27 protein-coding genes, 1 tRNA gene, 2 pseudogenes and 1 other annotated feature are annotated in these 25166 nt (G+C 56.7%); of the genes and pseudogenes, 22 read left to right on the top strand and 8 right to left on the bottom strand.

What is annotated here, in order from left to right:
* Positions 1 to 185 precede the first annotated feature (185 nt).
* The 3 genes from ACTG20_RS17955 (at position 186) to ACTG20_RS17945 (ending at position 4070) form a co-directional block, all read left to right on the top strand.
* Positions 186 to 1496 carry a carbohydrate porin gene (locus ACTG20_RS17955; RefSeq protein WP_224968537.1) on the top strand — a complete coding sequence of 437 codons (1311 nt, stop codon included), beginning with the start codon at positions 186 to 188 and terminating at the stop codon, positions 1494 to 1496.
* Between the two features lie 279 nt (positions 1497 to 1775).
* The gene (locus ACTG20_RS17950; RefSeq protein WP_224968535.1) at positions 1776 to 3122 is read left to right on the top strand and encodes a 6-phospho-beta-glucosidase; all 1347 of its coding nucleotides are present in this window, start codon (positions 1776 to 1778) and stop codon (positions 3120 to 3122) included.
* A 75-nt stretch (positions 3123 to 3197) separates the two neighbouring features.
* Positions 3198 to 4070: an ROK family protein gene (locus ACTG20_RS17945; protein ID WP_224968533.1), complete on the top strand. Its 873-nt coding sequence runs from the start codon at positions 3198 to 3200 to the stop codon at positions 4068 to 4070.
* A gap of 172 nt (positions 4071 to 4242) precedes the next feature.
* On the opposite strand, the pseudogene ACTG20_RS17940 reads toward ACTG20_RS17945, so the two are convergent.
* From ACTG20_RS17940 to ACTG20_RS17930, 3 genes and pseudogenes are all read right to left on the bottom strand, one after another.
* A pseudogene (locus ACTG20_RS17940) lies at positions 4243 to 4578 on the bottom strand (DUF932 domain-containing protein); the annotation flags it as partial.
* A 235-nt stretch (positions 4579 to 4813) separates the two neighbouring features.
* Positions 4814 to 4890: transfer RNA gene (locus ACTG20_RS17935), tRNA-Arg, on the bottom strand.
* A gap of 50 nt (positions 4891 to 4940) precedes the next feature.
* Complete coding sequence (locus ACTG20_RS17930) at positions 4941 to 6095, bottom strand: flagella assembly protein FlgT (protein ID WP_194496568.1); 1155 nt, start codon at positions 6093 to 6095, stop codon at positions 4941 to 4943.
* A 206-nt stretch (positions 6096 to 6301) separates the two neighbouring features.
* Here ACTG20_RS17930 and ACTG20_RS17925 point away from each other — a divergent pair, with 206 nt between their 5' ends.
* The gene (locus ACTG20_RS17925; protein ID WP_005338718.1) at positions 6302 to 6922 is read left to right on the top strand and encodes a FlgO family outer membrane protein; all 621 of its coding nucleotides are present in this window, start codon (positions 6302 to 6304) and stop codon (positions 6920 to 6922) included.
* A gap of 10 nt (positions 6923 to 6932) precedes the next feature.
* On the top strand, positions 6933 to 7358 hold the full coding sequence (locus ACTG20_RS17920; protein ID WP_005338717.1) for an LPP20 family lipoprotein: 426 nt from the start codon (positions 6933 to 6935) through the stop codon (positions 7356 to 7358).
* Positions 7359 to 7435: 77 nt separating this feature from the next.
* On the opposite strand, the gene pheA is transcribed toward ACTG20_RS17920, so the two are convergent.
* Positions 7436 to 8608 carry a prephenate dehydratase gene (gene pheA / locus ACTG20_RS17915; RefSeq protein WP_005343631.1) on the bottom strand — a complete coding sequence of 391 codons (1173 nt, stop codon included), beginning with the start codon at positions 8606 to 8608 and terminating at the stop codon, positions 7436 to 7438.
* Positions 8609 to 8646: 38 nt separating this feature from the next.
* Positions 8647 to 8768 (bottom strand) — a sequence feature (Phe leader region).
* A 170-nt stretch (positions 8769 to 8938) separates the two neighbouring features.
* Here pheA and ACTG20_RS17910 point away from each other — a divergent pair.
* The 17 genes and pseudogenes from ACTG20_RS17910 to ACTG20_RS17830 all read left to right on the top strand — a co-directional run bounded on the left by ACTG20_RS17910 (position 8939) and on the right by ACTG20_RS17830 (position 21962).
* The gene (locus ACTG20_RS17910; protein WP_100646629.1) at positions 8939 to 9550 is read left to right on the top strand and encodes an HAD family hydrolase; all 612 of its coding nucleotides are present in this window, start codon (positions 8939 to 8941) and stop codon (positions 9548 to 9550) included.
* Between the two features lie 18 nt (positions 9551 to 9568).
* Entirely contained in the window at positions 9569 to 9847 is a 279-nt protein-coding gene (locus tag ACTG20_RS17905) for a DUF6482 family protein (protein ID WP_005338699.1), read from the top strand.
* A 79-nt stretch (positions 9848 to 9926) separates the two neighbouring features.
* The gene (locus tag ACTG20_RS17900; protein WP_042080710.1) at positions 9927 to 10763 is read left to right on the top strand and encodes a hypothetical protein; all 837 of its coding nucleotides are present in this window, start codon (positions 9927 to 9929) and stop codon (positions 10761 to 10763) included.
* A 107-nt stretch (positions 10764 to 10870) separates the two neighbouring features.
* Positions 10871 to 11442, top strand: a pseudogene (locus tag ACTG20_RS17895) (DUF3157 family protein).
* A 173-nt stretch (positions 11443 to 11615) separates the two neighbouring features.
* Positions 11616 to 12257, top strand: coding sequence for an outer membrane beta-barrel protein (locus ACTG20_RS17890; RefSeq protein WP_439987856.1), 642 nt, complete (start codon positions 11616 to 11618; stop codon positions 12255 to 12257).
* Positions 12258 to 12437: 180 nt separating this feature from the next.
* The gene (locus tag ACTG20_RS17885; RefSeq protein ID WP_005343644.1) at positions 12438 to 13385 is read left to right on the top strand and encodes a YbgA family protein; all 948 of its coding nucleotides are present in this window, start codon (positions 12438 to 12440) and stop codon (positions 13383 to 13385) included.
* A gap of 69 nt (positions 13386 to 13454) precedes the next feature.
* A complete protein-coding gene (locus ACTG20_RS17880) occupies positions 13455 to 14342 on the top strand; it encodes a MerR family transcriptional regulator (protein ID WP_252656044.1) in 888 nt (295 codons plus the stop codon).
* A complete protein-coding gene (gene phrB / locus ACTG20_RS17875; RefSeq protein ID WP_439987855.1) occupies positions 14339 to 15760 on the top strand; it encodes a deoxyribodipyrimidine photo-lyase in 1422 nt (473 codons plus the stop codon). The genes ACTG20_RS17880 and phrB overlap by 4 nt, the downstream gene beginning before the upstream one ends.
* 1 nt (position 15761) lies before the next feature.
* Entirely contained in the window at positions 15762 to 16190 is a 429-nt protein-coding gene (locus tag ACTG20_RS17870) for a nuclear transport factor 2 family protein (RefSeq protein ID WP_043819061.1), read from the top strand.
* On the top strand, positions 16187 to 16921 hold the full coding sequence (locus ACTG20_RS17865; RefSeq protein ID WP_194496563.1) for an SDR family NAD(P)-dependent oxidoreductase: 735 nt from the start codon (positions 16187 to 16189) through the stop codon (positions 16919 to 16921). The genes ACTG20_RS17870 and ACTG20_RS17865 overlap by 4 nt, the downstream gene beginning before the upstream one ends.
* On the top strand, positions 16918 to 18177 hold the full coding sequence (locus ACTG20_RS17860) for an NAD(P)/FAD-dependent oxidoreductase (protein WP_194496562.1): 1260 nt from the start codon (positions 16918 to 16920) through the stop codon (positions 18175 to 18177). The genes ACTG20_RS17865 and ACTG20_RS17860 overlap by 4 nt, the downstream gene beginning before the upstream one ends.
* Positions 18174 to 18956: a DUF1365 domain-containing protein gene (locus ACTG20_RS17855; protein ID WP_194496561.1), complete on the top strand. Its 783-nt coding sequence runs from the start codon at positions 18174 to 18176 to the stop codon at positions 18954 to 18956. Before ACTG20_RS17860 ends, ACTG20_RS17855 begins: the two co-directional genes overlap by 4 nt.
* Entirely contained in the window at positions 18956 to 20212 is a 1257-nt protein-coding gene (locus tag ACTG20_RS17850; protein ID WP_005343660.1) for an SAM-dependent methyltransferase, read from the top strand. Before ACTG20_RS17855 ends, ACTG20_RS17850 begins: the two co-directional genes overlap by 1 nt.
* A 2-nt stretch (positions 20213 to 20214) precedes the next feature.
* Entirely contained in the window at positions 20215 to 20691 is a 477-nt protein-coding gene (locus ACTG20_RS17845) for a DUF2878 domain-containing protein (protein WP_021230328.1), read from the top strand.
* Positions 20688 to 20909 (top strand): TIGR02450 family Trp-rich protein, encoded by a 222-nt coding sequence (locus ACTG20_RS17840; RefSeq protein ID WP_005338671.1) that lies wholly within the window; start codon positions 20688 to 20690, stop codon positions 20907 to 20909. Before ACTG20_RS17845 ends, ACTG20_RS17840 begins: the two co-directional genes overlap by 4 nt.
* Positions 20866 to 21408: a chalcone isomerase family protein gene (locus ACTG20_RS17835; protein WP_194496560.1), complete on the top strand. Its 543-nt coding sequence runs from the start codon at positions 20866 to 20868 to the stop codon at positions 21406 to 21408. Before ACTG20_RS17840 ends, ACTG20_RS17835 begins: the two co-directional genes overlap by 44 nt.
* A gap of 14 nt (positions 21409 to 21422) precedes the next feature.
* Positions 21423 to 21962 (top strand): DUF3833 domain-containing protein, encoded by a 540-nt coding sequence (locus ACTG20_RS17830; RefSeq protein ID WP_194496559.1) that lies wholly within the window; start codon positions 21423 to 21425, stop codon positions 21960 to 21962.
* Positions 21963 to 22035: 73 nt separating this feature from the next.
* On the opposite strand, the gene nqrM is transcribed toward ACTG20_RS17830, so the two are convergent.
* Genes nqrM through nqrE form a run of 4 tightly spaced genes read right to left on the bottom strand, consistent with a single transcriptional unit; the run spans position 22036 to position 25163 of the window.
* Positions 22036 to 22260, bottom strand: coding sequence for a (Na+)-NQR maturation NqrM (gene nqrM, locus ACTG20_RS17825; protein ID WP_005338668.1), 225 nt, complete (start codon positions 22258 to 22260; stop codon positions 22036 to 22038).
* 9 nt (positions 22261 to 22269) lie between these two features.
* Entirely contained in the window at positions 22270 to 23307 is a 1038-nt protein-coding gene (locus tag ACTG20_RS17820; RefSeq protein WP_158110979.1) for an FAD:protein FMN transferase, read from the bottom strand.
* 3 nt (positions 23308 to 23310) lie between these two features.
* Positions 23311 to 24534, bottom strand: coding sequence for an NADH:ubiquinone reductase (Na(+)-transporting) subunit F (gene nqrF, locus ACTG20_RS17815; RefSeq protein ID WP_005338656.1), 1224 nt, complete (start codon positions 24532 to 24534; stop codon positions 23311 to 23313).
* Positions 24535 to 24566: 32 nt separating this feature from the next.
* Positions 24567 to 25163 (bottom strand): NADH:ubiquinone reductase (Na(+)-transporting) subunit E, encoded by a 597-nt coding sequence (nqrE, locus tag ACTG20_RS17810; RefSeq protein WP_005338645.1) that lies wholly within the window; start codon positions 25161 to 25163, stop codon positions 24567 to 24569.
* Positions 25164 to 25166: the final 3 nt, after the last annotated feature.

Genomic DNA, 25166 nt, shown 5'->3' with positions numbered 1-25166 from the left:
TGTTGATGTTGAAAAACACCCTGCTATAAGCAGAAACAAATATTGAATTAAAAAACATCCCAACCAGTACAGATATTGATATTTTCATACAGTTCTATTCAGCTCATTTCATGGATTGAATGGCAATACTATACCTGTTGTTTTTTCATTCACAGAAATACTAAGTAAATTAACATGGAGTTATAATGAAAAAATTTAGCTTACTATATACCGCCGCAGCTGTGGCTGCGGTAATGAGCTCCGCGTCTGTTTTTGCGAATAGCAACGATGATATTGAAGCGCTGAAACTTCGCCTTCAGGAGTTGGAAACCAAGGTCAACACAGAAACTAAATATAAAGATGACCAGCAGCCAGCAACATTGACCAGTGAGACAAAAGTGCCGGATGGACTTGTATTTTCTGGTTATGCCCGTTATGGCGCACATTATCAAAACTCTGATAAAGAGCGGGTGAGCAGCTTTGGTAGCTTGAGTGGTAATGCTACGGGTCGCTTGGGCAATGAAGGTAATGGTGGTGAGTTTCAGCTTGCCAAAGCCTTTAAAAACGACAGTGGTGCCATCTGGGATTTAGTCTTGATGCTGGATCATTGGTCTGAAGGTTCCTGGGCCGACGACGGTGGTGTCAACGTCAAGAAAATGTACGCCGGTGTGGCTAATGTTTTTGAGTCGCAACCAGACCTGTATCTGTGGGCTGGCCGAGATTTTCATCAGAGACCTCAGACCGATCTGAATGACTATTTCTGGATGACTCATGATAGCCAAGGTGCCGGTTTCAAAAATTTGACCTTAGGTGGGATCAAATTTGATTTTGCCGGTGTCGGACAAGTTAATGATGACATGGTAGAAGACAACGGTCGTTACGCGCTGACCAGTAAACTACATGGTATCAAGCTGGGTGACGTGGATCTTAGCCTTTATGCAAACTACGGCACTACATCCGAAAAATTGACTGAAGATGACAAAAAAGATCTAGCAAACTCTGCTTATCAGTTAGCAAGTGAAGCGGTATGGGCGGGCCAAAAGTTTGTTATTCGTTATTCACACAATGCGCTAAACAGTGTGTTCGATTTGGCTGACAATCAAGATGCCTTGCTGTTCAGCCTAGATGGTGCCATCCCCTTGACTGAGCGGGCAAAAATTCAATATTTGACCTCTTATCAAAAACTTGATTTAGACAAGAGTGACGAGAGCCGCAAAAACTACAGCTTTATCCTGCGCCCGACTTACCAATGGAACGATGTACATTCTACCTGGTTAGAGGGTGGTTATAGCATCGTTGATTATGATGATATCAATGCGACTAACACCTCTTGGAAAACTACTCTATCACAAAATATCGCTATCGGTGGGGAAACCTGGTCTCGCCCGATGTTACGCTTCTACGCCACCGTCGGGAATGCAGATAATGAATATACCGGTCGTGATGACAAAGGTGTATTGACAACATCTGATGATGACACAATGACCTTTGGCGCCATGTTTGAAGCATGGTGGTAAAGTGATGCTCGTGTTTCATGACGGCCATAAGGCCGTCATGCTTTTCGCATTACAGGTGTGCTTACCCTTTGTACCCACATATAGTAGTCGAGGTGGCGTAAATAGTGACATACCTTTGATGCCATACTGCCGTTACAATAAATAATGTTTAGGTTCCATCAAAAACTTCATGATGAACTTATCAAAAGCATATTTGTTCTCAATTAGATGGAAAAATGTAAGCGGCATCTTTATTTAAAATATGCTGCAAGAGCAGCGTGAAGGATTAACGGTATTTTTATGAATAAAAAACTCAAAGTAGTCACCATTGGTGGTGGCAGTAGCTATACTCCTGAGCTGGTTGAGGGATTCATTAAAAGGTATGCAGAACTCCCTATTGGTGAGCTCTGGTTGGTCGATATTCCTGACGGTGAAAAAAAACAGAATATAATATTTGATCTGTGCCAACGAATGATTGCCAAGTCAGGCTTGCCGATTACCCTTCATAAGACTCTCAATCGCCGTGAGGCCTTGACTGGTGCAGATTTTGTCACCACTCAGTTACGAGTCGGTCTGCTCAAAGCTCGAGAAAAAGATGAGCGCATTCCATTAAGCCATGGTTTGCTTGGTCAGGAAACAAACGGCGCGGGTGGTTTATTTAAGGGGCTACGAACCATTCCGATCATTTTTGATATAATCAAGGATGTTGAAGAAATTTGCCCAGACGCATGGATTATTAACTTCACTAATCCGGCTGGGATGGTCACTGAAGCTGTCGCCCGTCATACCAATTTCCAAAAATTCATTGGGGTATGCAATGTCCCCATTGGCATGAAAATGTTTGTGCAAAAATCGCTACAGTTAACAGATGCTGATGAATTATCTCTTGAGCTGTTCGGGTTGAATCACTTCGTTTTTATAAAAGATGCTTTTGTTAATGGTGAATCCCGTTTTAATGAGCTATTTGAATATGTAATCGATGGCGCACAAAAGGAATCCGCTTCAGTAAAAAACATATTTAGCATTCCCTTTGAGGCTGATTTTTTGCGCGGATTACGGTTATTACCTTGTCCCTATCATCGTTATTACTTTAAAGAAAAAGAAATGCTAAGTATTGAGATGGGCGAGTATTACAAAGGTGAAACCAGGGCACAGGTAGTGCAACGGGTAGAAAAAGACTTGTTCAAGCTGTATCAAGACCCTAATCTAAATTATAAGCCAAAAGAACTTGAAATGCGTGGTGGCGCATATTATTCAGATGCAGCCTGTGAAGTGATCAGCGCCATTTATAATGACAGTCACAGCGAACACTATGTGATTGTCCCCCATCATGGTCAGATCAAAAACATCCCAGCTGACTGGACAGTCGAGATGACCTGCCGGGTCGGTCGTGATGGTGCTAAACCTGATCCACGTTTTAGTCAGTTTGACGAAAAAGTACTAGGTTTAATCCATGGCATCAAAGCATTTGAAATTGCTGCAGCCAATGCAGCAGTGAGTGGTAGCCTCAATGATTTGCTGGTTGCCATGAATATCAATCCGCTGGTACATTCTGATGATGATGCAAGAAAGGTGGCAACCGAGTTGCTATTGGCACACAAAAAACATTTGCCACAATTTGCAGAGACTATTTCTGAACTGGAATAAGACTGCCAATCTCACTTAGCATTAGCTGGTTGCTGCGAGAACGGCAACCAGTTGTTATTTTTATAGGGGACGATCATGTCTAATTATATCTCTTTTGATATCGGCGGCACCGCCGTTAAATATGGTGTAATAGATGATGTTGGAGTTATTTATGAAAAGAGTTCATTCCCGACCCCTGATAATTTCCATGGGTTACTAGATGCAATGAAGATGGTCTTGTCGACCTATCAACACAAATATTCACCGGTTGCTATCGCGCTAAGTATTCCTGGAGCAGTTAATGAAGTTTCTGGTTTTATTGGCGGTATTACAGCACTGAGATATATCCATGGATTTAATATTAAGGCTAAGTTCTCAGAGGTCTTTGGTTTGCCCGTTGGAATGGCCAATGATGCTAACTGTGCCGTGCTATCGGAAGGTTGGATTGGTGCAGCGAAGGACGTTAAATCATATGCCTGTGTTGTGATTGGCACCGGCGTGGGTGGTGGCGTGGTGGTCAATGATCATTTAGTGAGTGGCGCGACTCAGCATGGTGGTGAGTTTGGCTACTGGATTATGGATCCATTTAGTCGGACCAACTGGAGTGATCTTGGCTCAACACGAATCTTATTGCGCAAAGCGGCATGGGCGCTGGGAGTTGATACTATTGATGGCGAGGCTTTTTTTGCCTTGGTAGCAAATGGGAATCCATTGATGATTTCTTTACTTGATGAATTTTGCTTTATCAATGCATTGGGCATTTATAACATCAAGCACGCAATAGATCCGGATCTCATCTTGGTCGGTGGTGGAATTAGCTGCCAACCTAAAGTTATTGAGGGCATTAATAATCAATTGAAAATATTATTGAGTCGTGGTGGGAACATGGAGTTTGAGGTTGTTGCATGCCATCATCGAAATGATGCTAATCTAATTGGCGCAGTATATAACATGCTACTTAAAGATTAGTTTTTTATAACCGAAATTTGTAGGGTATATTTTTATTCACTATGGTTTAGTAGCTGAAAATTCAATTAGATTGAGGTTGCTTGGCATATGCAAAGGTAAATGTTCACGATAAGATAGGCGTTGTTGAATAAATATGAAAAGGAGAAGCCTTTCCTCAAGCTGCTATGCAGTTCAGTTCACCTGCTTTCTCCAGCTCAAAGCCACCGGCTTCCACTAGGTCTTGATAGAAGTGCAGCACCTCGTGAGGCTGTACCACGTTGTAGCGGCTTGAGACCACCGACAGAGGGGTGAGGGTATCGGAGCGATACAGCACCTTGCTATCGCTGTAGGGACGGATATGCAGTGCATCGGAGGCGACGTTAAACATCACGTTGCTCTGCTCGATGGTCCAATCCATCCCGGCTGCCTGTAGCCAGATATCGAGGGATTGTTGTGGGGGCAAAACATTGCCAAGGCCATGCCAAGGGGTTTGGCCGGTGTAGGCCATCGTATCGATCAGGTGAGCCATATCTCCTCCAGGAATAGTGAAATGCAGGCATTCAGCCTGCTAACTCATGGAGGTGATGTAGGTTTGAGAGATTATTGAATGGAGTTCATTTGCCACCTTACTCTCATTATTTCAAGGGGCGTTACAGCATGATGGTGTTGTGCAATGAACTGCATTGGAGGGGTACGGAGAGGGGTACGGGGCCAAAAACGACCAAGGGGTTGGCATCGTGATGATGCCAACCCCTTGTTTTATATGGCGCTCCCGACTGGAGTCGAACCAGTGGCCTGTCCCTTAGGAGGGGACCGCTCTATCCTGCTGAGCTACGGGAGCTGTGTGGCGGGCATTATACAAGAAGCAACTCCCTTTTAAACCCTTGATTCTTATTCCAATACTGCCAAATCCCCATTCTGGATGTTAAACGGCGAATATTTGTTCTGGCTGCTAATGATGGCGCCATCGTCGAATACCTGCACTACCTCGAACAGGCCGTCGGCCGGGTTGCGCATCATGCGCGACTTGCCGTAGGGGTCGATGAAGTCGGCGTTGTGCTGGATGCGGAACTGATCGCCAAGCTTGACGCCGTTGCGCCGCCCCAGATTGATGTAGGGTCCTCGCTCGTTCTGGCCGACCACTCTTGCTGTGACCGGGGCGCAGGTGAGCTGGGCCACCAGATCCTGAGCGGCTTGTTGCAATTGGTAGTTGACCTCCTGGCCATAACTTGACTGCCAGAACTGGCCGCTGCTGCTGCCCACCTGTTCCCGCTTGCCAAAGGTCCAGGTGGCACGCCCTTCGTAAACTTTGCGGTTGATCAGACTGCCGTTGATGCCGTCGAACAGGTAGAGCTGCATGCGAAAGTTGCGCACAGGATCCTCATACCAGCTGGTCAGCTGGTTGCCCTGGGACTCAATGGAGAGATCGTCGATGCTGCCGAGCACCAGATACTGGCTGTCGGTGCGCAGGCTGAGTGCCTTTATCTCTTCGAGGGCGCTGCGATCCCCCTGTTGCAGATGGAGCGGGTCGATGCGCAGGTTTTCATCCAGCCACTGGCGCACCGCGACCCCTTGCGGCGCATTGGCGAGGATTTCGAACAGTCGGCGCGAGAGGTTTTCCGGCATGTCGTCCATGGCGCCGTAGCTGGCCTGATCCGGATAGCGCATCCGCAGCCTCACCAGTGTCAAATCCTTGGCGAAGTGCTGGGTCTGGCAGATCTGGCGCTCGGCCTGAATGTCGGCCACCAGGGTGATGTACATGCGGCCGTTGCGCACCTCTTCCCGCTTGAGCCGGTACTGGCGAATATCGCCGCCGGAGCGGATCTGGATCTGCTCGGAGCGCAGGCTGCCATTTTCCAGACGCTGGACGCTGGAGACAGCCGCACCGCTGGCCAGCAGGGCCTGACGCAGGGCGTCGCGGGTTGCCTGCTCGCGGGCATAGACTTCATCGCCCCCCAGAATGGCGGCGCTGCCCTGTGCTTCGATAAGCTCGGCGCGGGCGCTCAGGCTGGCCAGCAGCAGGGTCAACAGCAGCGGTAATTTCATAGCAGATACCTTGAGTTGGCGGGCAGCCGAGCCATTTTGAGGAAATGGCGCCTGCTGGCCGACATGGATCACAACACGTTCCAAGTGGCAGCGCACGTTGGCGCTGACGATGTCCATTAAAAAGCAAGAATCATGCCTCATTACCGGCTCAAGCTTTGTCCGGCGCGTCCGATAATAAGTCAGGTGCAGATACAGGAAAGGTATCCATGAACAAACTCATCACGGCGTTGGCGCTCGCCCTGGCATTGACCGGGTGCGGCTCCGACCCTATCAATCGGGATCAGGGTGACCCTCGCCAGGCGGCGCAGGGGATGGAGCTCAACTGGCTGGTGGCGCGTATGACCGATCAGCTGATGGAGCGCAAATCGCTGACCACCCTGACCGAACCCATCGCAGTGGCCTCTTTCGTCGATCTCGATACCCTGCAGGATACCAACTGGATGGGGCAGCAGATTGAGGAGAGCTTTATCTACGAGCTCAATCGTCGCGGCGAGGTGGTGGTGGACTTCAAGCTGACCGGTAGCATCAAGGTGACGCCGCAGGGGGACTTCGTGCTGAGCCGCAACTATAAGGAGCTCTCTTCCCGTTTGCCGATCTCCCGCATTCTGGTCGGCACCTTCAGCCGCAACAGCAAGGGGATCCTGGTCAATGCCCGCGTTATCGACATGCGCACCAAGATGGTTGAGACCACGGCCCAGAGCCTGATCCCGCAAAAATATCTGTTCGGTGCTAACAACTCGTTTGGTCGGGCATCGATCAATCGCGGTTATCTGATGCGTGACAGTCAGGCCCGGCCGGGCGGTCATCTGGTCAACCTGACCCCGTGAGGAGCGAGTCATGAAGATCCTGTTTGGTTGCCTGTTGGCACTCTTGCTCACCGGTTGCAGCGGCAACCGGGTGGTGGATTACACCCAGGGTGGCAAACCCGATGATTTTCCGGTGCTCAAGGCGGTGGGCTATGCGGTGATCGACATCCAGCCCGGTCCCTCCCAGTCGGAGAAGATGCTGCAAGCCATTCGCGCTTCCAAGATGGATGCATATCGCGAGCTGGCCGAGCAGCTCAATGGTCAGCAGGTGCGCGGCCAGAGCAGCTATCGTGACCTGACCCAGACCTCCAACTCGCTGGATGTGTCGGTCGCCGGTGTGGTGCGTGGTGCCCGGGTGGTTGCCTCTTATCCGCGCGGCAATACCTATGCCACCGAGATGGAGCTCGATACCCGTGCCCTCTACAACATCAATCAGTTGATGGCCGGTCAGTTCTGAGTTGATGGGCTTGCCGTGAAAACCGGCATCAAAACAAAAGGCGAGCAGGGTGCTCGCCTTTTGTCGTTGTGGGCTGGTTAGCTCCCCATCAGCACCGGCGGCACTGCGGTAGGTTTCACATCCTCGCTCGGGTAGCAGCCCAGCACCTTGATATAGCGGGTGATCTTGGTCAGTTCCACCAGTGCGGCCTGCATCGCCGGGGTCTGCAGGTTGGCGGAGACATCCAGATAGAACATCTCTTCCCACGGGTTGCCCTGCACCGGACGGGATTCGAGCTTGGTCATGTTGATCTCGTGGCTGCGCAGTACCAGCAGCGCCTCGACCAGCGAACCCGGCTTCTGGGAGGTGGACATGATGAGGGTGGTCTTGGCCGGGATCTGCGGCGCCACGTCGATGGGCTTGCGCGCCACCACGATAAAGCGGCTGTAGTTCTCTTTCTGGTTGGCGAGCTGCTCGGCCAGCACGTCCAGACCATACAGTTCACCACCGGCGGCGCTGCCGATGGCGGCGGCCTCCGGGCTGGCCAGTTCTTTCACCTTCATCATGGCACTGGAGGAGGAGTCGCAGATCTCGTGACGGGCACCTTCCAGCTTGCTCAGATAGTGGGAGCACTGCTGGAACACCTGCGGGTGGGCATAGAAGGTTTTGATGCGACTCAGCTCGGTCGGCACGGCGGTGAGGATGCAGTGCTCAATGGGGTAGGTGAGCTCGCCGACGATGGAGAGGCTGGTATGCTGCATCACGTCATAGACTTCGTTGATGGAGCCCGAGCTGGTGTTCTCGATGGGCAGCACGCCGAAGGCGGCGCGGCCTGACTCCACCGCATCCAGCACTTCGCGGAAGTTCTGGCAGTTCACCTCGATCACCTGATCCTTGTAGCGCGCCAGATATTTGCGGGCGGCCAGGCTGGAGTAGGAACCGCGCGGTCCCAGATAGGCGACGCTGGTCATCGGCTCCTGCTGCTCCGGGTTGAGCAGGCTCTGCAGATAGGCCTGCTGGGAGAGCACAGAGTCTTCGATGATGGTGTGATAGATGCGAGTGATGTACTGGGCATCCAACCCAAGCACGCGCCCTTTCTGGATCAGGGCGACCAGCAGCTCCTGCTCCCGCTGGTGGTCACGAATGGGGCGCGGGTTGGCTTGCTTGGCACGGGCGACCTCGATGCTGAGGGTCTTGCGTTTCGCCAGCAGGGCAAGCAGCTCCTGATCCAACCGGGTGATGTCTTGTCTGATCTCGTCGAGCGTTGCCATGATTGTTCCCTATCCAAGTAATCGATTGATATTAATGCAAAAAAAAGCCTCCGCTAGGGGAGGCTCGATTCGTCTTTGCTTTCTGTTCACACGACGACAGGCCTTCCCTCAAGCGGGCCGGATAAACGAGAAAGCAAAGAAGAATGGTGCGTGCATAGGTGTGTCCTTGAAGTAACGTCATAACCATTAAGGGATTTGCCGGTTTGATGCAAGTAAAACTTGCCCGCGGGCGGGGATGGGGGCAGGGTATCCGGTTAAGAAAATGGCGTATGAATGATGTTCTATTGACTCTGTTTTTATGACTGAAACCCAGTGGGGGAGGTAAAGACGATGGCGATTATTTTCGATCTGGGACGGGTGGTGGTGAGCTGGGATCCGGTAGGCATAGTGCGTTCCGTGCGTGGTCCGCAAGGGGCCGAACAGTTGGCCGAGCAGCTCTTTAACCACCCGGATTGGCTGGAGGTAGACAGAGGCACCATGTCGCTCCACACCATGGCCCGGGAAGCGCAAGCGCGCACCGGCCTTTCGGCGGCACAGAATCTGGCCATTTTACAGGCAGTTCCCGCCTCCCTGCAGCCAGATCCCGCTATGCTAACCCTGATAGCCGAGCTGCACGGGGCGGGGCACACTCTTTATGCCCTCTCCAACATGGGTCATGCCAGCATCGACTGGCTGGAGCAGCATCAGGATTTCTGGCGCTTCTTCAGCGGTAAGGTGGTGTCGGCGCGGGTACGGATGATGAAGCCGGAGCCGGATATCTACCGCTATCTGCTGGTGTCGTTCGATCTGAAACCGGCAGAGTGTCTCTTCATCGATGACAGTCCCGCCAACATCGCGGCCGCCGAGGCCCTCGGTATCAGGGGGATCGTCTTTACCGACGCGGCGAGTTGTCGTCAGCAACTGGGTGAGCTGGGCTGTTTGCCCGCCACCGGCAAGGGGTGATGCCCCTGTAGGAGCACTATGGAGCATGGCCGGTTTCGCAATTGGCTCAGTCACTATCCCGAGGCGACCCTGATCATCGCCTGCAAGGATGGCAGCGGTTATCAGCTCTGTGTTGAGGCGGAAGGGGAGTGCCTCTGCCTGACCGACAGCGAGGGAGGGCGTCTGACTTTCACCTCGCTGGATCAGGCGCAGGGTTTCTTGCGAGCCCATCGGGTTCACCAAGCAAGATTACGAATTTATGACGCCCAAAATGAAGATTTAGCAGCAGAATCACAGGAAATAATCATCAAGTTTTAATTTTAACCAGACTCTTTAAGGGTCTATTCAGTTTGTTTGCCGCACAATACTGCACCTGTTCATCATCCGGAGCTGTTTAATGGGTGCCAATGTAGTTGTACTGAATCAGGGATATGATCACTCTTTTCAAGCCAGGGAACAGCTGCTGATTGAGCGACTGGCAAGTTTTGACGAGCTGGTTGTCTCTTTTTCGGGACGGTTGGAATCCTGCTACAGCATCGAGCTGTGCCGCGCTGCCGGTGTGAAAATCCATGCAATTACCCTCGATAATCCGACCCGCAGTCGCAGCGAAGTGGCCCGAGCCCGTCGTTATTGCCAGCGTTATGGCATCGATCACTGGGTCATCAAGAGTGACGAGATCGTCTTTTGCGATCGACTGCCAAATATTGAAGGGCTGATCGACCCGGTTCGCCGCATTGGTGAGTATGTGCAGACTCGTCCTGAGTGGACTCATCTGCCGTTGCTGGTTCCGGCAGCGGTGGAGGAGCGTGATGATTATCTTGCCCAGTTCGGGTCTCTGCCTGCCAACTCAATCTGGTTTTTTGCCGACAACGGATTGATGCGCCGCGATTATCGTTACGGCTTCAACAAGCGTCAGCTCGGTCGTTGGGGCAAGGGGAGCAACGGTTGCCTCAGCAATCGCTTCACCAATCCACGGCAGCTTGAGCAGCGTTATCTGCGAATGGTGGATCAGGCCGAGCAGATGCTGGCCGACATGGGACTGGACGAGGCACAGGTCTTTTTCCATACCCTGTGCGACTGCTCCACCACCCTGGCCCGGGTGCGTCTGCCCGAGCATCAGCGTGCGCAGGCCTTTGATATGCAATCGGATATTCTGTCCGCCCTCAAGGGGAGCAAGTTCGATCTGGTGACCCTGGATATGGCACAGAAAGAGCGGCACGATCTCGCCATCTAGCCTGCGGGCAAGCGATGCGGGTGCCAGAACGTGAGTGCTGTCATAGGCAAGGGGCGACGGGACTGTTTATACTGTCGCCCTTTCACCCGTTACCGAGTGTTCATGCCATGAAATCTTTCTCCCGTCTGCTGGTTGCTCTCTGTCTCTCGCCTGTGTTGGCGCAGGCTGCTCCTGTTACCCAGGTGACCCTGCCTGATGGTCGTCAGGTGCAACTGAACGATGACTTCACCTGGGAATATCTGGTGGTCAAGCCGGCCGAGCCCGTCAAGGCGCTGGCCGAAGGGGCGAAAGCGGGTACTGTGGTTGCGGTAGCGGCACCCGTGCTGACCGATCAGGCCAAGGCACACCCCGAATTGCTGTCACAGGCGGCGCGTGACGGGATCGTGGTCAAGCTCGACAAGGTTGAGGGAGAGATCCCCTGATGCTGACCTTTATGGTGGGCAATACCGGTACCCGCAATGTGGTCGGTGTCCGTGGCTGGGTCACGCTCTTCAGTCCAGAGGGGGTACAGCTCTCCCGTCAGGAGGCCCGTTTCTGGGTCGCAGAGAACCGTCTGCCGGAGACCTATCTGCGCAAGGGGCAGGAGCGTCCATCACTGGCCCTCGAGGTTGCCCGTCCGGCCGGATTGACCGGTCAGCCGCTGGTGCGAGTCGAGATCGACGAGGTGGTCTTCCGCTGATGTTTACCGGCTGGCGTGAGGCTCACGCCAGCCATTTGTAACTCCTGTCATCATCCGCAATATCTGCTTACATCTGACATGATTTGGCAACAGCTTGCCGCTCGGCAACGCCACGCAGTCCCCGCACAATGACTCCATACCAGCTCGACGAGCTTATCAATGGAGTTAATGAGATGAAAAAGAGCGCTGTTTCCCTTCTGGTTCTGGCCGGTTTTGCTTCTACCTCTGCACTGGCACAGGATGCTTTCAGCTACGCCAAGGGCGAGGCTACCTGGGCTCACACCAAGTCCGACTATCTCAACGGTACCTTCAGCAATGACAGTAAAGGCACCCGTGATTTTGGCGGTCTGAGCCTGGATCTCTCCAAGAGCTTCGGCTCCAATTTCTATGGTCGCGGCAGCACTGAATACACCTCTCGCAGCAACGGCAACGACAGCATGTCGATCTCCAGCATTGGTGTCGGTGTCTTTACCCCGCTCAGCACAGGTCTGAACCTCTACGGTGAAACCGGTGTGACCGGCTACATGCTGGAGCGTGAACTTGCCAGCGATATCGCTAACAAAGGGTGGGATGCTGTTGCTCGCAAAGATAGCGGCAGCATGTACGGTGAAGTCGGTCTGCGCTACGACATCGGCAATGTCGAGCTCTCCACTGCCTACCGCTACGCCAACATGACCGACGATATGCACGACTTCAAGGTGGGCGGTGCCTACAAGCTCAACCAGAACTGGGCGCTGACTGCCGATTACACCTATCGCAATTGGGATCTGCAAAAAGGTTCCATCTCCAGCCTGGGTGTGAAGTACAGCTTCTAATCCCCCTTCCCGTAGTCCGTAGTGTCTTGTTTTTTACCCATGGCGTTTGCCATGGGTTTTTTCTTTTTCCGGTGATCCCTTTTTTCTCCTTGTGTCGTATCAGTCGCAAATAGTTATACAACTTTCATTTTTTTGTATAACTGCTATAACTGAATCAATGCTTATACAAGGAGCGTCATCATGTACAAGATTAAAGTCGGTATCAGTGCCTGCCTGCTGGGACAAGAGGTACGTTTCGATGGGGGCCACAAGCGCTCCAGCTTCTGTGAACGAGATCTTGGCGCTCACTTTGACTACCACCCCGTCTGTCCCGAGATGGCCATTGGTTTAGGGGCGCCTCGCGCCGCCATCCGGCTGGTCAAGCGCAACGGCGAGATCCGCGCCGAGGCGAGCAACGGTAGCTTCGATGTCACCGAAAAGCTGATTGCCTTTAGCGAGCAGAAAGCGCGCCAGCTCGACTTTATCTCCGGCTATATCCTCTGTGCCAAATCACCCAGCTGTGGCATGGAGCGGGTCAAGGTCTATGGCGCCAACAACGAGGGGAGTGCCAAGGAGGGGATTGGCTTGTTTGCCAAGGCGTTGATGGAGGCCAACCCCCTGCTGCCGGTGGAAGAGGATGGTCGCCTGTGCGACCCCATCCTGCGGGAGAACTTCGTGCTGCGGGTCTTCGCCTACCACGACTGGCAGCAGCTCTGCGCCCGCGGCATTACCGCCTCTGCGCTGATCCGCTTCCACTCCCGTTACAAGTATCTGGTGCTCTCCCACGCCACCACCCACTACCGGGCGCTTGGCAAGCTGCTCGGCAATCTGGGCAAGTCCACCAACTTGCAGGAGGTGGCCGACAACTACATCAAGGGATTGATGACGGCGCTGACACTGCGAGCCAACCGCCGCAGTCACACCAATGTGCTGATGCACCTGCAGGGCTACTTCAAGCGGGTGCTGACCCCGGCCCAGAAGCAGGAGCTGGCCGATACCATCGACAAGTACCGCACCGGCATATTCCCCTTGCTGGTGCCGCTCACCCTGATCCGTCACTACCTGCGCGAGTACCCCAATCCCTACCTCGCCGAGCAGGTTTATCTCAATCCGCACCCCGATACGCTCAAATTGCGTTACGGGCTCTGAATCCGTTCTGTTGCCCCGGCGCATGGTTTGCGCCGGGTAGCCTTACTCCTTTGTTTGATGGACGTTGTCATGTCTGATTTATCGCAAGAAGTTGCTCCTCTGGCTGATGAGGGGATCTACCCCATTCGCGAGGTCTCCCGTCTCACCGGTGTCAACGCCGTGACCCTGCGCGCCTGGCAGCGCCGCTATGGTCTGGTGCAACCGGCCCGCACCGAAAAGGGCCACCGCCTCTACAGCGAGCAGGATATTCGCCAGATCGGCGAGATCCTGAGCTGGCTGGAGCGGGGAGTGAGTATCGGGCAGGTGAAGGGGCTCTTGAGCGAACCTCATTCCGCGCCGGTGAGCGATCACTGGCAGCAAACCCTGGAGCAGTTCAGTCAGGCGCTGCTCGCCTTCAACCAGCGCAAGGCGGAGGCTGAACTCAACGATCTGCTGGCGAGCTACCCGTTCGAGCTGGTGCGCAGCCGGATACTGCAACCGCTGGTGGAGCAGCTGCTGGGGCTGTGGCGCGAGCGGCCCGATGGCGAGCTGCTGCAACAGGTGTGGCTGGGCTGGCTCCATACCCGCTTCGCCCGTCACCTGATCGAGCAGGAGAAAGGCGTGCCGATCACCTTGGCGAGCTGGGGACAAGTCGGCCCCCTCGATCTGGTCTGGGCCGCCTACGAGTTGATCGGTCAGGGCTATGAGGTGCAACTGCTGGGGGCGGTCGAGACGAGCCATGCCAGCTTGCTGGAGGGGCGTGCCGTTACCCCCTGGCTGGTACTGCTGGGTGCCGGGCTCGGCAAGCAGGAGCTGGCCGCCGGGTGGCCCGCAGGCACACGCCTGTTTGGTGAGCTGGGGCGCCTCTACGACGATGAGTGGCTTAAAGCCTATGGCTGGCAGGCGAGCCTTGCCGAGCTGATTGCGGATGCCCCAGATGCTGCTGGCACCAGCGGACGCGGGAGGAAAAAATCATGAAACTGGTCTGGTTTCGCAATGATCTGCGCCTTGCCGACAACCCGGCACTGCGGCATGCCTGCGCCGGTGATGAACCGGTGGCCGCGCTCTTTATCATCTCCCCCACCCAGTGGCGGCAGCACAAAATGGCCCCCATTCGTCAGCGCTTTATGTTGGCGCAGGTAGATGAATTGGGCCGCGAGCTGGCAGCGCTCGGCATCCCGCTCCATCTGCTGCGAGTGGAGACTTTTGCCGAGGTGCCCGTTGCGTTGGCAAACCTCTGCCACGAGCAGGGCGTGACCCAGCTCTATGCCAATCAGGCTATCGAGATTGATGAGCAGCGCCGCGATCACGCCGTCAGCGCCGCACTGGCAGAGCAGGCGGTGAGCTGTCACTGGCTCAACGGCTGTTGCGTATTGCCGCCGGGGCGGGTGCTGACCGGCTCGGGTGAGATGTTCAAGGTGTTCACCCCTTTCAGCCGCGCCTGGCTCAAGGCACTCGACGAGGAGGGGTTTGTCATTCATCGGGCGCCAACACCGCGTGGCGAGCCTTTGCCTTGGCAGCCGCTGGCTGAGCGGGCGTGGGTTGATGAAGCGCTCGGCGAGCTGACGGTTGATCCGCGTTGGCCAGTGGGGGAGGCAGAAGCTCTGCGTCGTTTGAACATTTTTCTGGAGCAGGCGGTGCTCGACTATGGCGAGACCCGGGATTTTCCTGCCATCGCGGGCACGTCCGTGCTCTCCCCCTATCTGGCGGCGGGCATCATCAGTCCCCGTCAGTGTGTGGCGGCGATCCAGCAGCGGCTTGGCTATCGGCCCCAGTCCAAGGCCCAGCCCGGCTTTGTCTGGCTCAATGAGCTGGTCTGGCGCGAGTTCTATCGCCACCTGTTGGTGCTGATCCCGACTCTTTCGATGAATCGCCCCTTCAAACCCGAGACGGCGGCCTTGCCGTGGAGCTGGGATCCGGATGCCTTCGCCGCCTGGAGCGAGGGGCGGACCGGCTACCCCATCGTCGATGCGGCGATGCGCTGTCTCAACACCACCGGCTGGATGCACAACCGGCTGCGAATGATAGTGGCGAGCTTTCTCACCAAGGATCTCCATATCCACTGGCGGCTCGGGGAGGATTACTTCATGAGTCGGCTCATCGATGGAGATCTGGCGGCCAACAACGGCGGCTGGCAGTGGGCAGCGGGGACCGGCGCCGATGCGGCCCCCTACTTTCGGGTCTTCAACCCCACCACTCAGGGACAACGATTTGATCCACAAGGGGAGTTTATCCGTACCTGGGTAACTGAACTGGCCGATATTCCCGCCGCTTATGTGCATCAGCCCCACGATTGGCTGCGACTCAAGGGGCGACAGGATTATCCGGCACCCATGGTGGATCACGCCGTTGCCCGGGTGAGAGCCATCGAGATGTTTCGCTCTCTGGAGAAATAGGATGAACGAGCCGCTGGCCCGCTTTATTGGCCTCTATCAGCAACTGGACAAACAGCAGTTGCACCGCTTGCCCGAGGTCTATGCCGAACAGGTGGTCTTTACCGATCCGGCTCACCGTATCGAGGGGTTGGCGGCCCTTGGCGACTATTTTGCCGCCCTCTATCAGCGCCTCGCTTACTGTCGCTTCGTCATCACCAGTCAGCAGCAGCAAGGGCCGCAGGCCTGGCTCGGCTGGACCATGACCTTCTCTCACCCCAGATTGCGTGGTGGTGAGCCGGTGACGGTGGAGGGGGCCACCCGCCTCGAATTCGACGAGGCGGGCAAGGTGTGCCAGCACAGGGACTATTTTGACCTGGGCGCCATGCTCTACGAGCAGTTGCCGCTGCTCGGGCCCGTGGTGCGCACCATCAAGATGAGGCTTGGCGCATGAGCGGCCGGGTGCTCATCACCGGGGCGACCTCCGGCATCGGTCGCCAGTTGGCGCTGGATTACCGGCGGGCAGGCTGGCAGGTGTGGGGTTGTGGCCGCGATGGCGAACGGCTGCAGGCGCTGGGGCTGGATGGCGTCACGCCGCTGCAGTTCGATGCCCGTGATCTTGCCGCAATGAGCGGGGTGGCCGCCACGCTGCCATCCCTCGATCTACTGATCCTCAACGCAGGCAACTGCGAGTACATGGATGTGGCGGAGGGGTTTGACAGCGAGCTGTTTGCCCGGGTGATTGAGACCAATCTGACCGCCACTGGCCATGCTTTGGCCGCCTTCTTGCCGTTGCTCGGTGCGGGATCTCGGCTGGCCATCGTCAGCTCGTCGGTGAGCTGGCTGCCGCTGCCGCGAGCCGAGGCCTATGGCGCCTCCAAGGCGGCCCTTGACTATCTGGCGGATACCTTGCGCCTCGATTTGGCCAGCAAAGGGATCGGGGTGACCCTGATCCGCCCCGGCTTTGTCCAGACGCCGCTCACCGCCAAAAATGATTTTCCCATGCCCTGTCTGGTGACGGTGGAGCAGGCCTCCCGCGCCATCATGAACGGGCTGACCGCTGGTCGTCACCAGATCCACTTTCCACGCCGTTTCATCTGGTTGCTGCGCCTGCTTGGTGCGCTGCCGGTGGGGCTCTGGCTGCGCCTTGGCCGCGCATTCGTATCGAAAGGAAGCCATTCATGAAGAAAAAGATCGCCATCGTCGGTTCAGGGATCTCGGGGCTCACCGCCGGTTTTCTGCTCCACAAACTCCATGACATCACCCTGTTCGAGGCGGCGCCGACTCTGGGCGGCCATACTGCGACCGTCGATGTGAATCAGGCTGGCCGCAGCTATGCCATCGACACCGGCTTTATCGTCTTCAACGATCGCACCTACCCCAACTTCTTGAAGTTGCTGGCACGGATCGGCATGGCGCGCCAACCGGCCGAGATGAGCTTCTCGGTGAAGAGCCCGGAGGGGTTGGAGTATAACGGCCACAACCTCGACACCCTGTTTGCCCAGCGCAGCAATCTGCTGAGTCCCCGTTTCTACGGTTTTGTCGCCGAGATTTTGCGATTCAACCGGGAGGCGCGGGCCTGGCTGGCGGATGGTCAACATCAGGGGGCGGGCCCCGAGCTGACCCTGGGAGACTTTCTGCTGGCGGGGGAGTTTAGCGACTACTTCGCCCGCCACTACATCTTGCCGATGGGAGCTGCGATCTGGTCATCGACCCTGGCCGATATGCGCGCCTTCCCCCTTGGCTTCTTCCTGCGTTTTTTTGCCAACCACGGCCTGCTGGATGTGGCCAATCGCCCCCAGTGGTACGTGATCCCGGGTGGCTCGCGGGAATATATCGGCCCACTCACCGCGGGTTGGCAGTCGCAGATCCGCCTCGCCTGTCCGGTGCAGAGCGTACGGCGGGACGCGGACGGTGTGGTGATCCAGAGCAGTTACGGTGAGGAGCGGTTTGACGAGGTGATCTTCGCCTGCCACAGCGATCAGGCGCTGGCGCTGCTGGCGGATCCCGGCGAGCGGGAGCAGGCCATCCTCGGCGACATGCCCTATCAGGCCAACGATGTCTGGCTCCATACCGATGCTCGCTGCCTGCCCAACCGCCGCAAGGCATGGGCCAGCTGGAACTATCAGCTCGATGGCAACGATGAGGCGCGGCCGCTGGTGAGCTACAACATGAACATCCTGCAGGGAGTGAACTCGCCGGAGCCCTTCTGCGTCAGTCTCAACCCCAAGGGCAAGGTGGATGAGAGCAAGGTACTGCGCCGCTTCGTCTACCACCATCCAGTGTTCAATCAGGCCTCCATCGCCGCCCAGCAGCGGCGTGCGGAGATCTGCGGCCAACAGCACACCCACTTCTGCGGCGCCTACTGGTACAACGGCTTCCATGAGGATGGGGTGCGCAGCGCGCTGGATGTCGCCAGGCGCTTCGGAGCCGAGCTATGAACGGCGCCACCGTGGCCACGGAACATGAGGGTGCCGACGAACTGGCTGGCGTCACCAGCGCCATCTGGCAGGGCTCGATACGCCACCGCCGTTTCGCACCGCGGGCTCACGCCTTCTCCTACAGCCTTTTTATGCTGGGACTGGATCTCGACGAGCTGCCGCAGCTCGATCAGGGGCGCTGGTTCGGAGTTGAGCGTTCGGGGCTGCTTTCGTTTCACCGCCATGACTATCTCAAGGGGAGTGAGGGGAGCCTCAAGCAGGCGGTGTGGCAGAAGGTGGGCGAACTGGGTGGCGATGCCGAGCCCGAGGGGCGGGTACTGCTGCTCGGCAATGTGCGCTGTCTGGGGTTCTACTTCAGCCCGGTCAACTTCTACTTCTGCTACCGGCAGGGCGAGGCGCGCTATCTGCTGGCAGAGGTGTCGAACACCCCCTGGAACGAGCGTCACTACTACCTGCTGGATTTGGCGGCGCTGGCACCCCATGACAAGGATTTTCACGTCTCCCCCTTTATGGGGCTGGCGATGCGTTATCACTGGCGGATCAGGCCGCCCGCACAGGAGACACTGATCCATATCGAGAGTCATCCCGTATCCGGTGAAGCCAAGCTGTTTGACGCCACCCTGGCGCTCACGCGCCAGCCGCTGTCGCGCAAGGGGCTGGTGGCCCTGCTGGCCCGCTGGCCATGGATGACCATGAAGGTGCTGCTCGGGATCTACTGGCAGGCCCTGCGTCTATTTATCAAACGAACCCCGATTTTTACCCATCCGGAGAGCCGCTAATGGAACTTGCTCAATCAACCCTCTCTGCCTCTTTCATCGACAAGGGGGCAAGACAACTGCTGCTCAATCTGCTGGGTCGCCTCGAACATGGCCAGCTGCTGCTGCGGGATGGCGGTGAGCGCCACAGCTTTGGCGTCGCGGGTACCGATCTGCATGCCGAACTGGTGGTGCAGGATCCGGCCTTCTATCGTCGCCTGTTGTTGGGGGGCAGCATTGCCGCTGGGGAAACCTGGGTGGAGGGGCTCTGGACCAGCCCGGACCCGGTGGCGCTGGTGCGGCTGCTGGCCCGCAACCTGACCCTGCTCGACTCCCTCGAGCGGCGCCTTGGCTGGCTCAGTTTCCCCTTCAACAAGGTGCGCCACTGGCTCAACCGCAATACTCTAACCGGTTCGCGCTCCAACATCGCCGCCCACTACGATCTCGGCAATACCCTCTATCAGGGGTTTCTCGACAGCCATATGCAGTACTCGAGCGCCATCTATCCGAGCGCCGAGGCCACCCTCGAAGAGGGGCAGCAGGCCAAGCTGCGCACCATCTGCGAGCGGCTCGAGTTAGGGCCTGACGATCATCTGCTGGAGATCGGCACCGGCTGGGGTGGCCTCGCCGTCTATGCCGCCCGCCACTATGGCTGCCGGGTGACCACCACTACCATCTCCCGGGCCCAACATGACTATGCCAAGGAGTGGATTGCGCGGGAGGGGCTGGGGGATCGCATCACCTTGCTGCTGGAGGATTACCGCAAGCTGGAGGGCACCTATGACAAGCTGGTCTCCATCGAGATGATAGAGGCGGTGGGCCACGCCTTCCTGCCTGACTATTTCCGCCAGCTGTCGCGGCTGCTCAAACCCGGTGGCCGCCTGCTCATTCAGGCCATCACCATCGCCGATCAGCGCCATGCCCAGTATCTGCGCGGAGTCGATTTCATCCAGCGCTACATCTTCCCCGGTGGTTGCCTGCCGAGCGTCTCCCAGATGGCGGGGTTGCTGGCGCGGGAGACCGACATGCAACTGGTGCGGTTGCATGATCACGGCCATCACTATGCCCGTACCCTGGCCCACTGGTGCGAGCGTTTTCTGGCGTTGGCGCCCGAGCTGCCCAAGCTCGGTTACAGCCAGGATTTCATCCGGTTGTGGCACTTCTACTTTGCCTATTGCGAGGGGGGATTCTGGGAGCGCACCATCAGTCTGGTGCAGTTGGAGGCCGCCAAGCCGGGGCCCGCTGGCTGGTCGGGTGATGTGCCAGTAAGCGGTCACTGACCATGTGGCAGTGGGCTCACCTGCTGGGGTTCAACCTCTACTGGTTGCTGGCGGTGAAGTGGCAGCAGCCGGGCCCGCTGCTGGCAATGTTGCTGCTGCACTTTCTCTTCTCACCCAGCCGCCAGCGTGACTGGCGGCTGCTCCCCATTGCGGTTGCCGGCTGTCTGCTGGATGTGCTGCTCTGGCAGCTCGGCCTGTTCCGGTTCCCGTCCGGTTTTCCCCTCTGGCTGGTGCTGCTCTGGCTTGGTTTTGCCCTGACGCTGGCCCATGGTATGCGCTGGCTGCTGCGCTTGCCTCGCTGGCAGCAGGCGCTGTTTGGCGTATTTGGCGGTGCTTCCTCCTATGTGGCGGGGGCCGCCATGGGGGCAGTAAACTTACCCTGGGGCATCTGGATCAGCACGGCGTTGCTGGCAGTGATCTGGATGTGGTGGTTACCCGTACTCCTGTGGGTAATGGTCAAGCTGGAGGGTGAGTCATGACAAACACCTTTTCGACCGACTCGTTGCTTTTTTCCAAATGGACCAAAGAGAGCCAGCATGAGCTGACTGATCGCTTCTATCTGGTGGTTGCCTGCCAGCGGGATGCGCAGGGGCAGCTGGTGCAGGTGGTGATGCAGGATATCAACACCCTGCAGGAACAGGAGATGGACTGGCATGAACTGGAAGACCCCAACCACTGGCATATGGGGTGGAATTAACCCGCTACTGCTGGCGTTTACGCTCTTGGCTGCAACCACAGTGCAGGCTTCTGCCGCCCCCTGGCAGCAGCTGCGCCCGGTCGGGCAGGGGGAGATGAACTGGCTCTGGTTCAAGCTCTACGATGCCACCCTCTACAGTGCGAGCGGGCGCTATCAGCCCGGTCACTATCCGCAGGCCCTGACCCTCACCTATGCAAGATCCATCGAGCGGCAAGATCTGCTGAGCGCCACCGCCGCCGAGTGGCAGCGGCTCGGTCTTGGCTCCGACGCCGAACGTCAGCGCTGGCTCGGCCAGCTCGCTGCACTCTGGCCCGATGTGCAGGCAGGCGACAAGCTCACCTTCTATGTCGACAAGGGCGGGGCAGGCCACTTCTGGTGGCAGGAAAAATCCCTCGGCACCCTGGCCGATCCGCAATTCTCGGCCGCTTTTCTCGCCATCTGGCTGGCTGACAACAGCCGCGATCCCGCCCTGACCCGCCGCCTGCGTGGCCAACCCTGAACATGGAGTTTCCAATGTTTTTCTATCGTGCATACCGCTGGTTGCTGTTGCTCCCTTTTTTGCTGCTGAGCGGCTGTGGTGCCAGTCTCGATGACTATCGGGGGCAGGGGCCAAACTGGGATCTCGCCCGTTTCTTCAACGGTAAATTGGTGGCTCACGGCCTGGTGACCGACCGCAGCGGCGAAGTGACCAGTCGCTTTCGGGTCGAGATGGTGGGTCGTAGGAAGGATGGCAAGGGAGAGCTGTTCGAGCAGTTCTACTTTGACGATGGCCGCCAGCAGACCCGTACCTGGTATCTGAGCAAGGGCGATGATGGTCATTGGCGCGGTACTGCTTCCGATGTGGTGGGGGAGGCGGTGGGTAAAAGCCAAGGGTTTGCCCTCAACTGGCGTTATCAGCTCGATCTGGCGCTGCCGGATGGCGAGCTGGTGCGGGTGAGCTTCGATGACTGGATGTACCTGCTGGACGAAGATCGTCTGATCAATCGTGCCGAGATCAGCAAGTTCGGTATCCATCTTGGCGAGGTGATCCTCTATATCGAACGTCAGCCCTGACCGTTAACGCAAGATAACGGCCAGTAAAAAGCGCGCCGATGGCGCGCTTTTGTTTACCGAAAAATCAGAGTCATCAGATGATGCGGTTCTCTTCCAGCATCTTGCGACGGGCCTCTTCCTTGGCCATCTTCTTCTTGCGGTTGTCGCAGGGTTCCGGGCAATCGCACTCTTTCTCGATGCCGACGCTACCCAGACCGCCACAGGAGCCGGAGATGGTCTTCTTCTGGAAGATGTAACCGATAGCCATGGCGGCTATCACCAGCATGAATACCCCGAAGGTGATCAGAAAAATCTGCATCTCTACCTCTTACTTCTTGACCAGATAGGGCTTGAAGGCATCGGAGTAAGCCTCTTCAAAGCCATTGTCCGTCTTGGTGATCACGAAGATCGCCAGGCCGCGCTCGTTGGCATAGGCCAGGCTTTTCTCGGTCCCCATCACCATAAACACGGTGGCCAACCCGTCTGCGGTCATGCAGGAGGGGTGGATCACGGTGACCGACACCAGACGGTGCTGGATCGGCTTGCCGCTGCGCGGATCTATGGTGTGGGAGAAGCGCTGACCATCCAGTTCATAGTAGTTGCGGTAATCGCCGGAGGTGGCCACCCCGTTGTCACTGGGCACGATCACCTCTTGCACCGTGCCGGTGCCTGCGGTGGGCTTCTCGATGGCCACGCGCCAGGGGTGACCCTTGCCGTTGACGCCATTGATCCGCAGCTCGCCGCCAATCTCCACCAGATAGTTGCGCGCACCCAGTGACTCCAGATACTCGGCTACCTTGTCCACACCAAAGCCCTTGGCGATGGCGGAGAGATCGACGTAGAGGTCCGGAATATCTTTTTGCAGGGTATCGGCATCCACCGAGGTGATGACGTGCAGGTTGCCCAGACCGGTCTTCTGGCGAGTCTGGGTGATCAGCTCGTCGGAGGGGACCTTGGTCGGCTTCTTGTCCGGGCCAAAGCCCCACAGATTGACCAAGGGGCCAACGGTGACGTCCAGCGCCCCCTGGCTCTCACGGCCAATGTGAATGGCCTCTGTGACGACCCGTGCGGTATCGCGGGAGACCACAACCGGTTTGTTGTCACGGCTCTGGTTGAAGCGCGATAGTTCGGAATCGGGGCGATAGGTCGACATCTGGTCGTTGACCCGCTCCAGCAAGACATCCACCTCAGCTTGAAGCTTGGCCGGATCGCTGATGGCGCTGTCCGCCACCTTGATGGAGTAGTAAGTGCCCATGGTGCTACCGGTGATGTGGATCTCCGGTTTGGATTGGACCGTCTCCTGACCGCACCCAGTCAAGAAAAAGGCTAGCCCGAAGGCTAGCCAGGTCTTTACAACACTGTGCATGGATTAACCACCAAAGTCATCCAACAGGATGTTTTCGTCTTCAACGCCCAAGTCTTTGAGCATGTTGATGACGGCAGCGTTCATCACCGGAGGTCCACACATGTAGAACTCGCAATCTTCCGGTGCTTCGTGGTTCTTGAGATAGTTCTCGTAGAGCACGTTGTGGATGAAGCCGGTGTAGCCGTCCCAGTTGTCTTCCGGTTGCGGATCAGACAGGGCGACGTTCCAGGTGAAGTTCTCGTTCTCGGCGGCGAGCATGTCAAAGTCTTCGACATAGAACATTTCGCGCTTGGAACGGGCACCGTACCAGAAGCTCATCTTGCGCTTGGACTTCAGGCGACGCAGCTGGTCGAAGATATGGGAACGCATCGGCGCCATACCTGCACCACCACCGATGAATACCATTTCGGCATCGGTGTCTTTGGCGAAGAACTCACCGAACGGACCGGAGATAGTCACCTTGTCGCCAGCCTTCAGGCTGAAGATGTAGGAGGACATCTGTCCCGGAGGGGCAGTCCAGTTGCTGGGCGGCGGGGTCGCGATACGTACGTTCAGCATGATGATGCCGAACTCTTCCGGATAGTTGGCCATGGAGTAGGCACGGATGATGGGCTCATCGACCTTGGACTCCAGCTCAAAGATCTTGAAGCGATCCCAGTCACCGCGATACTCCTCGGGAATATCGAAGTTCTTGTAGTGCACGTGGTGAGCCGGGGCTTCAATCTGGATATAACCACCGGCGCGGAACGGTACGCTCTCGCCATCGGGGATCTGCAGCTTGAGCTCCTTGATGAAGGTGGCCTTGTTATCGTTGGAGATAACAGTACATTCCCACTTCTTCACCCCGAAGATCTCTTCCGGCAGTTCGATATCCATGTCGGAGCGAACGGTAACCTGACAGGCCAGACGCTCGCCATGACGGGCTTCGCCCTTGCTGATGTGATCCAGTTCGGTCGGCAGAATGTCGCCGCCACCGGATTTCACCCGTACCTTGCACTGGCCGCAGGAGCCACCGCCGCCACAGGCGGAGGAGACGAAGATACCGCTGCCAGCCAGCACGCCGAGCAGCTTGCCACCGGCCGGGCTGGTCACAGCCTTGGCCGGGTCACCATTGATGCTGATTGTCACGTCGCCCGCGGTCACCAGCTTGGACTTGGCGAACAGAATGACTGCCACCAGTGCCAGCAGGATCACGGTAAACATGACCACACCCAAAATAATTTCCATCTATCGTTCCTTTCTGATTGCAGGAAAGCCGATTACAGGGAGATACCAGAGAAGGACATGAAGCCCAGCGCCATCAGACCGGCGGTGATGAAGGTGATGCCCAGACCGCGCAGGCCTTCCGGAACATCGGAATACTTCATCTTCTCGCGGATACCAGCCAGCGCAACGATCGCCAGCATCCAGCCTGCCCCTGAACCCACACCGTAGACCACAGACTCCATGAAGTTGTAGTCACGCTGCACCATGAAAGAGACGCCACCGAAGATGGCGCAGTTCACGGTGATGAGCGGCAGGAAGATACCCAGCGCGTTGTAGAGTGCCGGGAAGTACTTGTCCAGCGCCATCTCCAGGATCTGTACCAGTGCTGCAATCACACCGATGAAGGTGATGAAGCTCAGGAAGCTCAGATCCAGACCGGATACCAGAGCGCCATCTTTAAGCACGTAGTTGTAGATCAGGTTGTTGGCAGGAACCGCGATGGTCTGCACCACAATAACGGCAATACCCAGACCCATGGAGGTCTTTACCTTCTTGGACACCGCCAGGAAGGTACACATCCCCAGGAAGAAGGAGAGTGCCAGGTTTTCGATGAAGATCGATTTAATCAACAGACTCAGATAGTGTTCCATACC

It is taken from the genome of Aeromonas sp. 84A (genome assembly GCF_051919345.1).
GTDB lineage: Bacteria > Pseudomonadota > Gammaproteobacteria > Enterobacterales > Aeromonadaceae > Aeromonas > Aeromonas veronii.
The sequence above is the reverse complement of the archived record's forward strand: the minus strand, read 5'-3'. Positions and strand labels throughout refer to the sequence as shown.

Excerpts from the sequence above, each read along its gene's own strand:
- ACTG20_RS17955 (WP_224968537.1), top strand. The coding sequence starts at position 186 with ATGAAAAAATTTAGCTTACTATATACCGCCGCAGCTGTGGCTGCGGTA.
- ACTG20_RS17950 (WP_224968535.1), top strand. The coding sequence starts at position 1,776 with ATGAATAAAAAACTCAAAGTAGTCACCATTGGTGGTGGCAGTAGCTAT.
- ACTG20_RS17945 (WP_224968533.1), top strand. The coding sequence starts at position 3,198 with ATGTCTAATTATATCTCTTTTGATATCGGCGGCACCGCCGTTAAATAT.
- ACTG20_RS17930 (WP_194496568.1), bottom strand. The coding sequence starts at position 6,095 with ATGAAATTACCGCTGCTGTTGACCCTGCTGCTGGCCAGCCTGAGCGCC.
- ACTG20_RS17925 (WP_005338718.1), top strand. The coding sequence starts at position 6,302 with ATGAACAAACTCATCACGGCGTTGGCGCTCGCCCTGGCATTGACCGGG.
- ACTG20_RS17920 (WP_005338717.1), top strand. The coding sequence starts at position 6,933 with ATGAAGATCCTGTTTGGTTGCCTGTTGGCACTCTTGCTCACCGGTTGC.
- pheA (WP_005343631.1), bottom strand. The coding sequence starts at position 8,608 with ATGGCAACGCTCGACGAGATCAGACAAGACATCACCCGGTTGGATCAG.
- ACTG20_RS17910 (WP_100646629.1), top strand. The coding sequence starts at position 8,939 with ATGGCGATTATTTTCGATCTGGGACGGGTGGTGGTGAGCTGGGATCCG.
- ACTG20_RS17905 (WP_005338699.1), top strand. The coding sequence starts at position 9,569 with ATGGAGCATGGCCGGTTTCGCAATTGGCTCAGTCACTATCCCGAGGCG.
- ACTG20_RS17900 (WP_042080710.1), top strand. The coding sequence starts at position 9,927 with ATGGGTGCCAATGTAGTTGTACTGAATCAGGGATATGATCACTCTTTT.
- ACTG20_RS17890 (WP_439987856.1), top strand. The coding sequence starts at position 11,616 with ATGAAAAAGAGCGCTGTTTCCCTTCTGGTTCTGGCCGGTTTTGCTTCT.
- ACTG20_RS17885 (WP_005343644.1), top strand. The coding sequence starts at position 12,438 with ATGTACAAGATTAAAGTCGGTATCAGTGCCTGCCTGCTGGGACAAGAG.
- ACTG20_RS17880 (WP_252656044.1), top strand. The coding sequence starts at position 13,455 with ATGTCTGATTTATCGCAAGAAGTTGCTCCTCTGGCTGATGAGGGGATC.
- phrB (WP_439987855.1), top strand. The coding sequence starts at position 14,339 with ATGAAACTGGTCTGGTTTCGCAATGATCTGCGCCTTGCCGACAACCCG.
- ACTG20_RS17870 (WP_043819061.1), top strand. The coding sequence starts at position 15,762 with ATGAACGAGCCGCTGGCCCGCTTTATTGGCCTCTATCAGCAACTGGAC.
- ACTG20_RS17865 (WP_194496563.1), top strand. The coding sequence starts at position 16,187 with ATGAGCGGCCGGGTGCTCATCACCGGGGCGACCTCCGGCATCGGTCGC.
- ACTG20_RS17860 (WP_194496562.1), top strand. The coding sequence starts at position 16,918 with ATGAAGAAAAAGATCGCCATCGTCGGTTCAGGGATCTCGGGGCTCACC.
- ACTG20_RS17855 (WP_194496561.1), top strand. The coding sequence starts at position 18,174 with ATGAACGGCGCCACCGTGGCCACGGAACATGAGGGTGCCGACGAACTG.
- ACTG20_RS17850 (WP_005343660.1), top strand. The coding sequence starts at position 18,956 with ATGGAACTTGCTCAATCAACCCTCTCTGCCTCTTTCATCGACAAGGGG.
- ACTG20_RS17845 (WP_021230328.1), top strand. The coding sequence starts at position 20,215 with ATGTGGCAGTGGGCTCACCTGCTGGGGTTCAACCTCTACTGGTTGCTG.
- ACTG20_RS17840 (WP_005338671.1), top strand. The coding sequence starts at position 20,688 with ATGACAAACACCTTTTCGACCGACTCGTTGCTTTTTTCCAAATGGACC.
- ACTG20_RS17835 (WP_194496560.1), top strand. The coding sequence starts at position 20,866 with ATGAACTGGAAGACCCCAACCACTGGCATATGGGGTGGAATTAACCCG.
- ACTG20_RS17830 (WP_194496559.1), top strand. The coding sequence starts at position 21,423 with ATGTTTTTCTATCGTGCATACCGCTGGTTGCTGTTGCTCCCTTTTTTG.
- nqrM (WP_005338668.1), bottom strand. The coding sequence starts at position 22,260 with ATGCAGATTTTTCTGATCACCTTCGGGGTATTCATGCTGGTGATAGCC.
- ACTG20_RS17820 (WP_158110979.1), bottom strand. The coding sequence starts at position 23,307 with ATGCACAGTGTTGTAAAGACCTGGCTAGCCTTCGGGCTAGCCTTTTTC.
- nqrF (WP_005338656.1), bottom strand. The coding sequence starts at position 24,534 with ATGGAAATTATTTTGGGTGTGGTCATGTTTACCGTGATCCTGCTGGCA.
- nqrE (WP_005338645.1), bottom strand. The coding sequence starts at position 25,163 with ATGGAACACTATCTGAGTCTGTTGATTAAATCGATCTTCATCGAAAAC.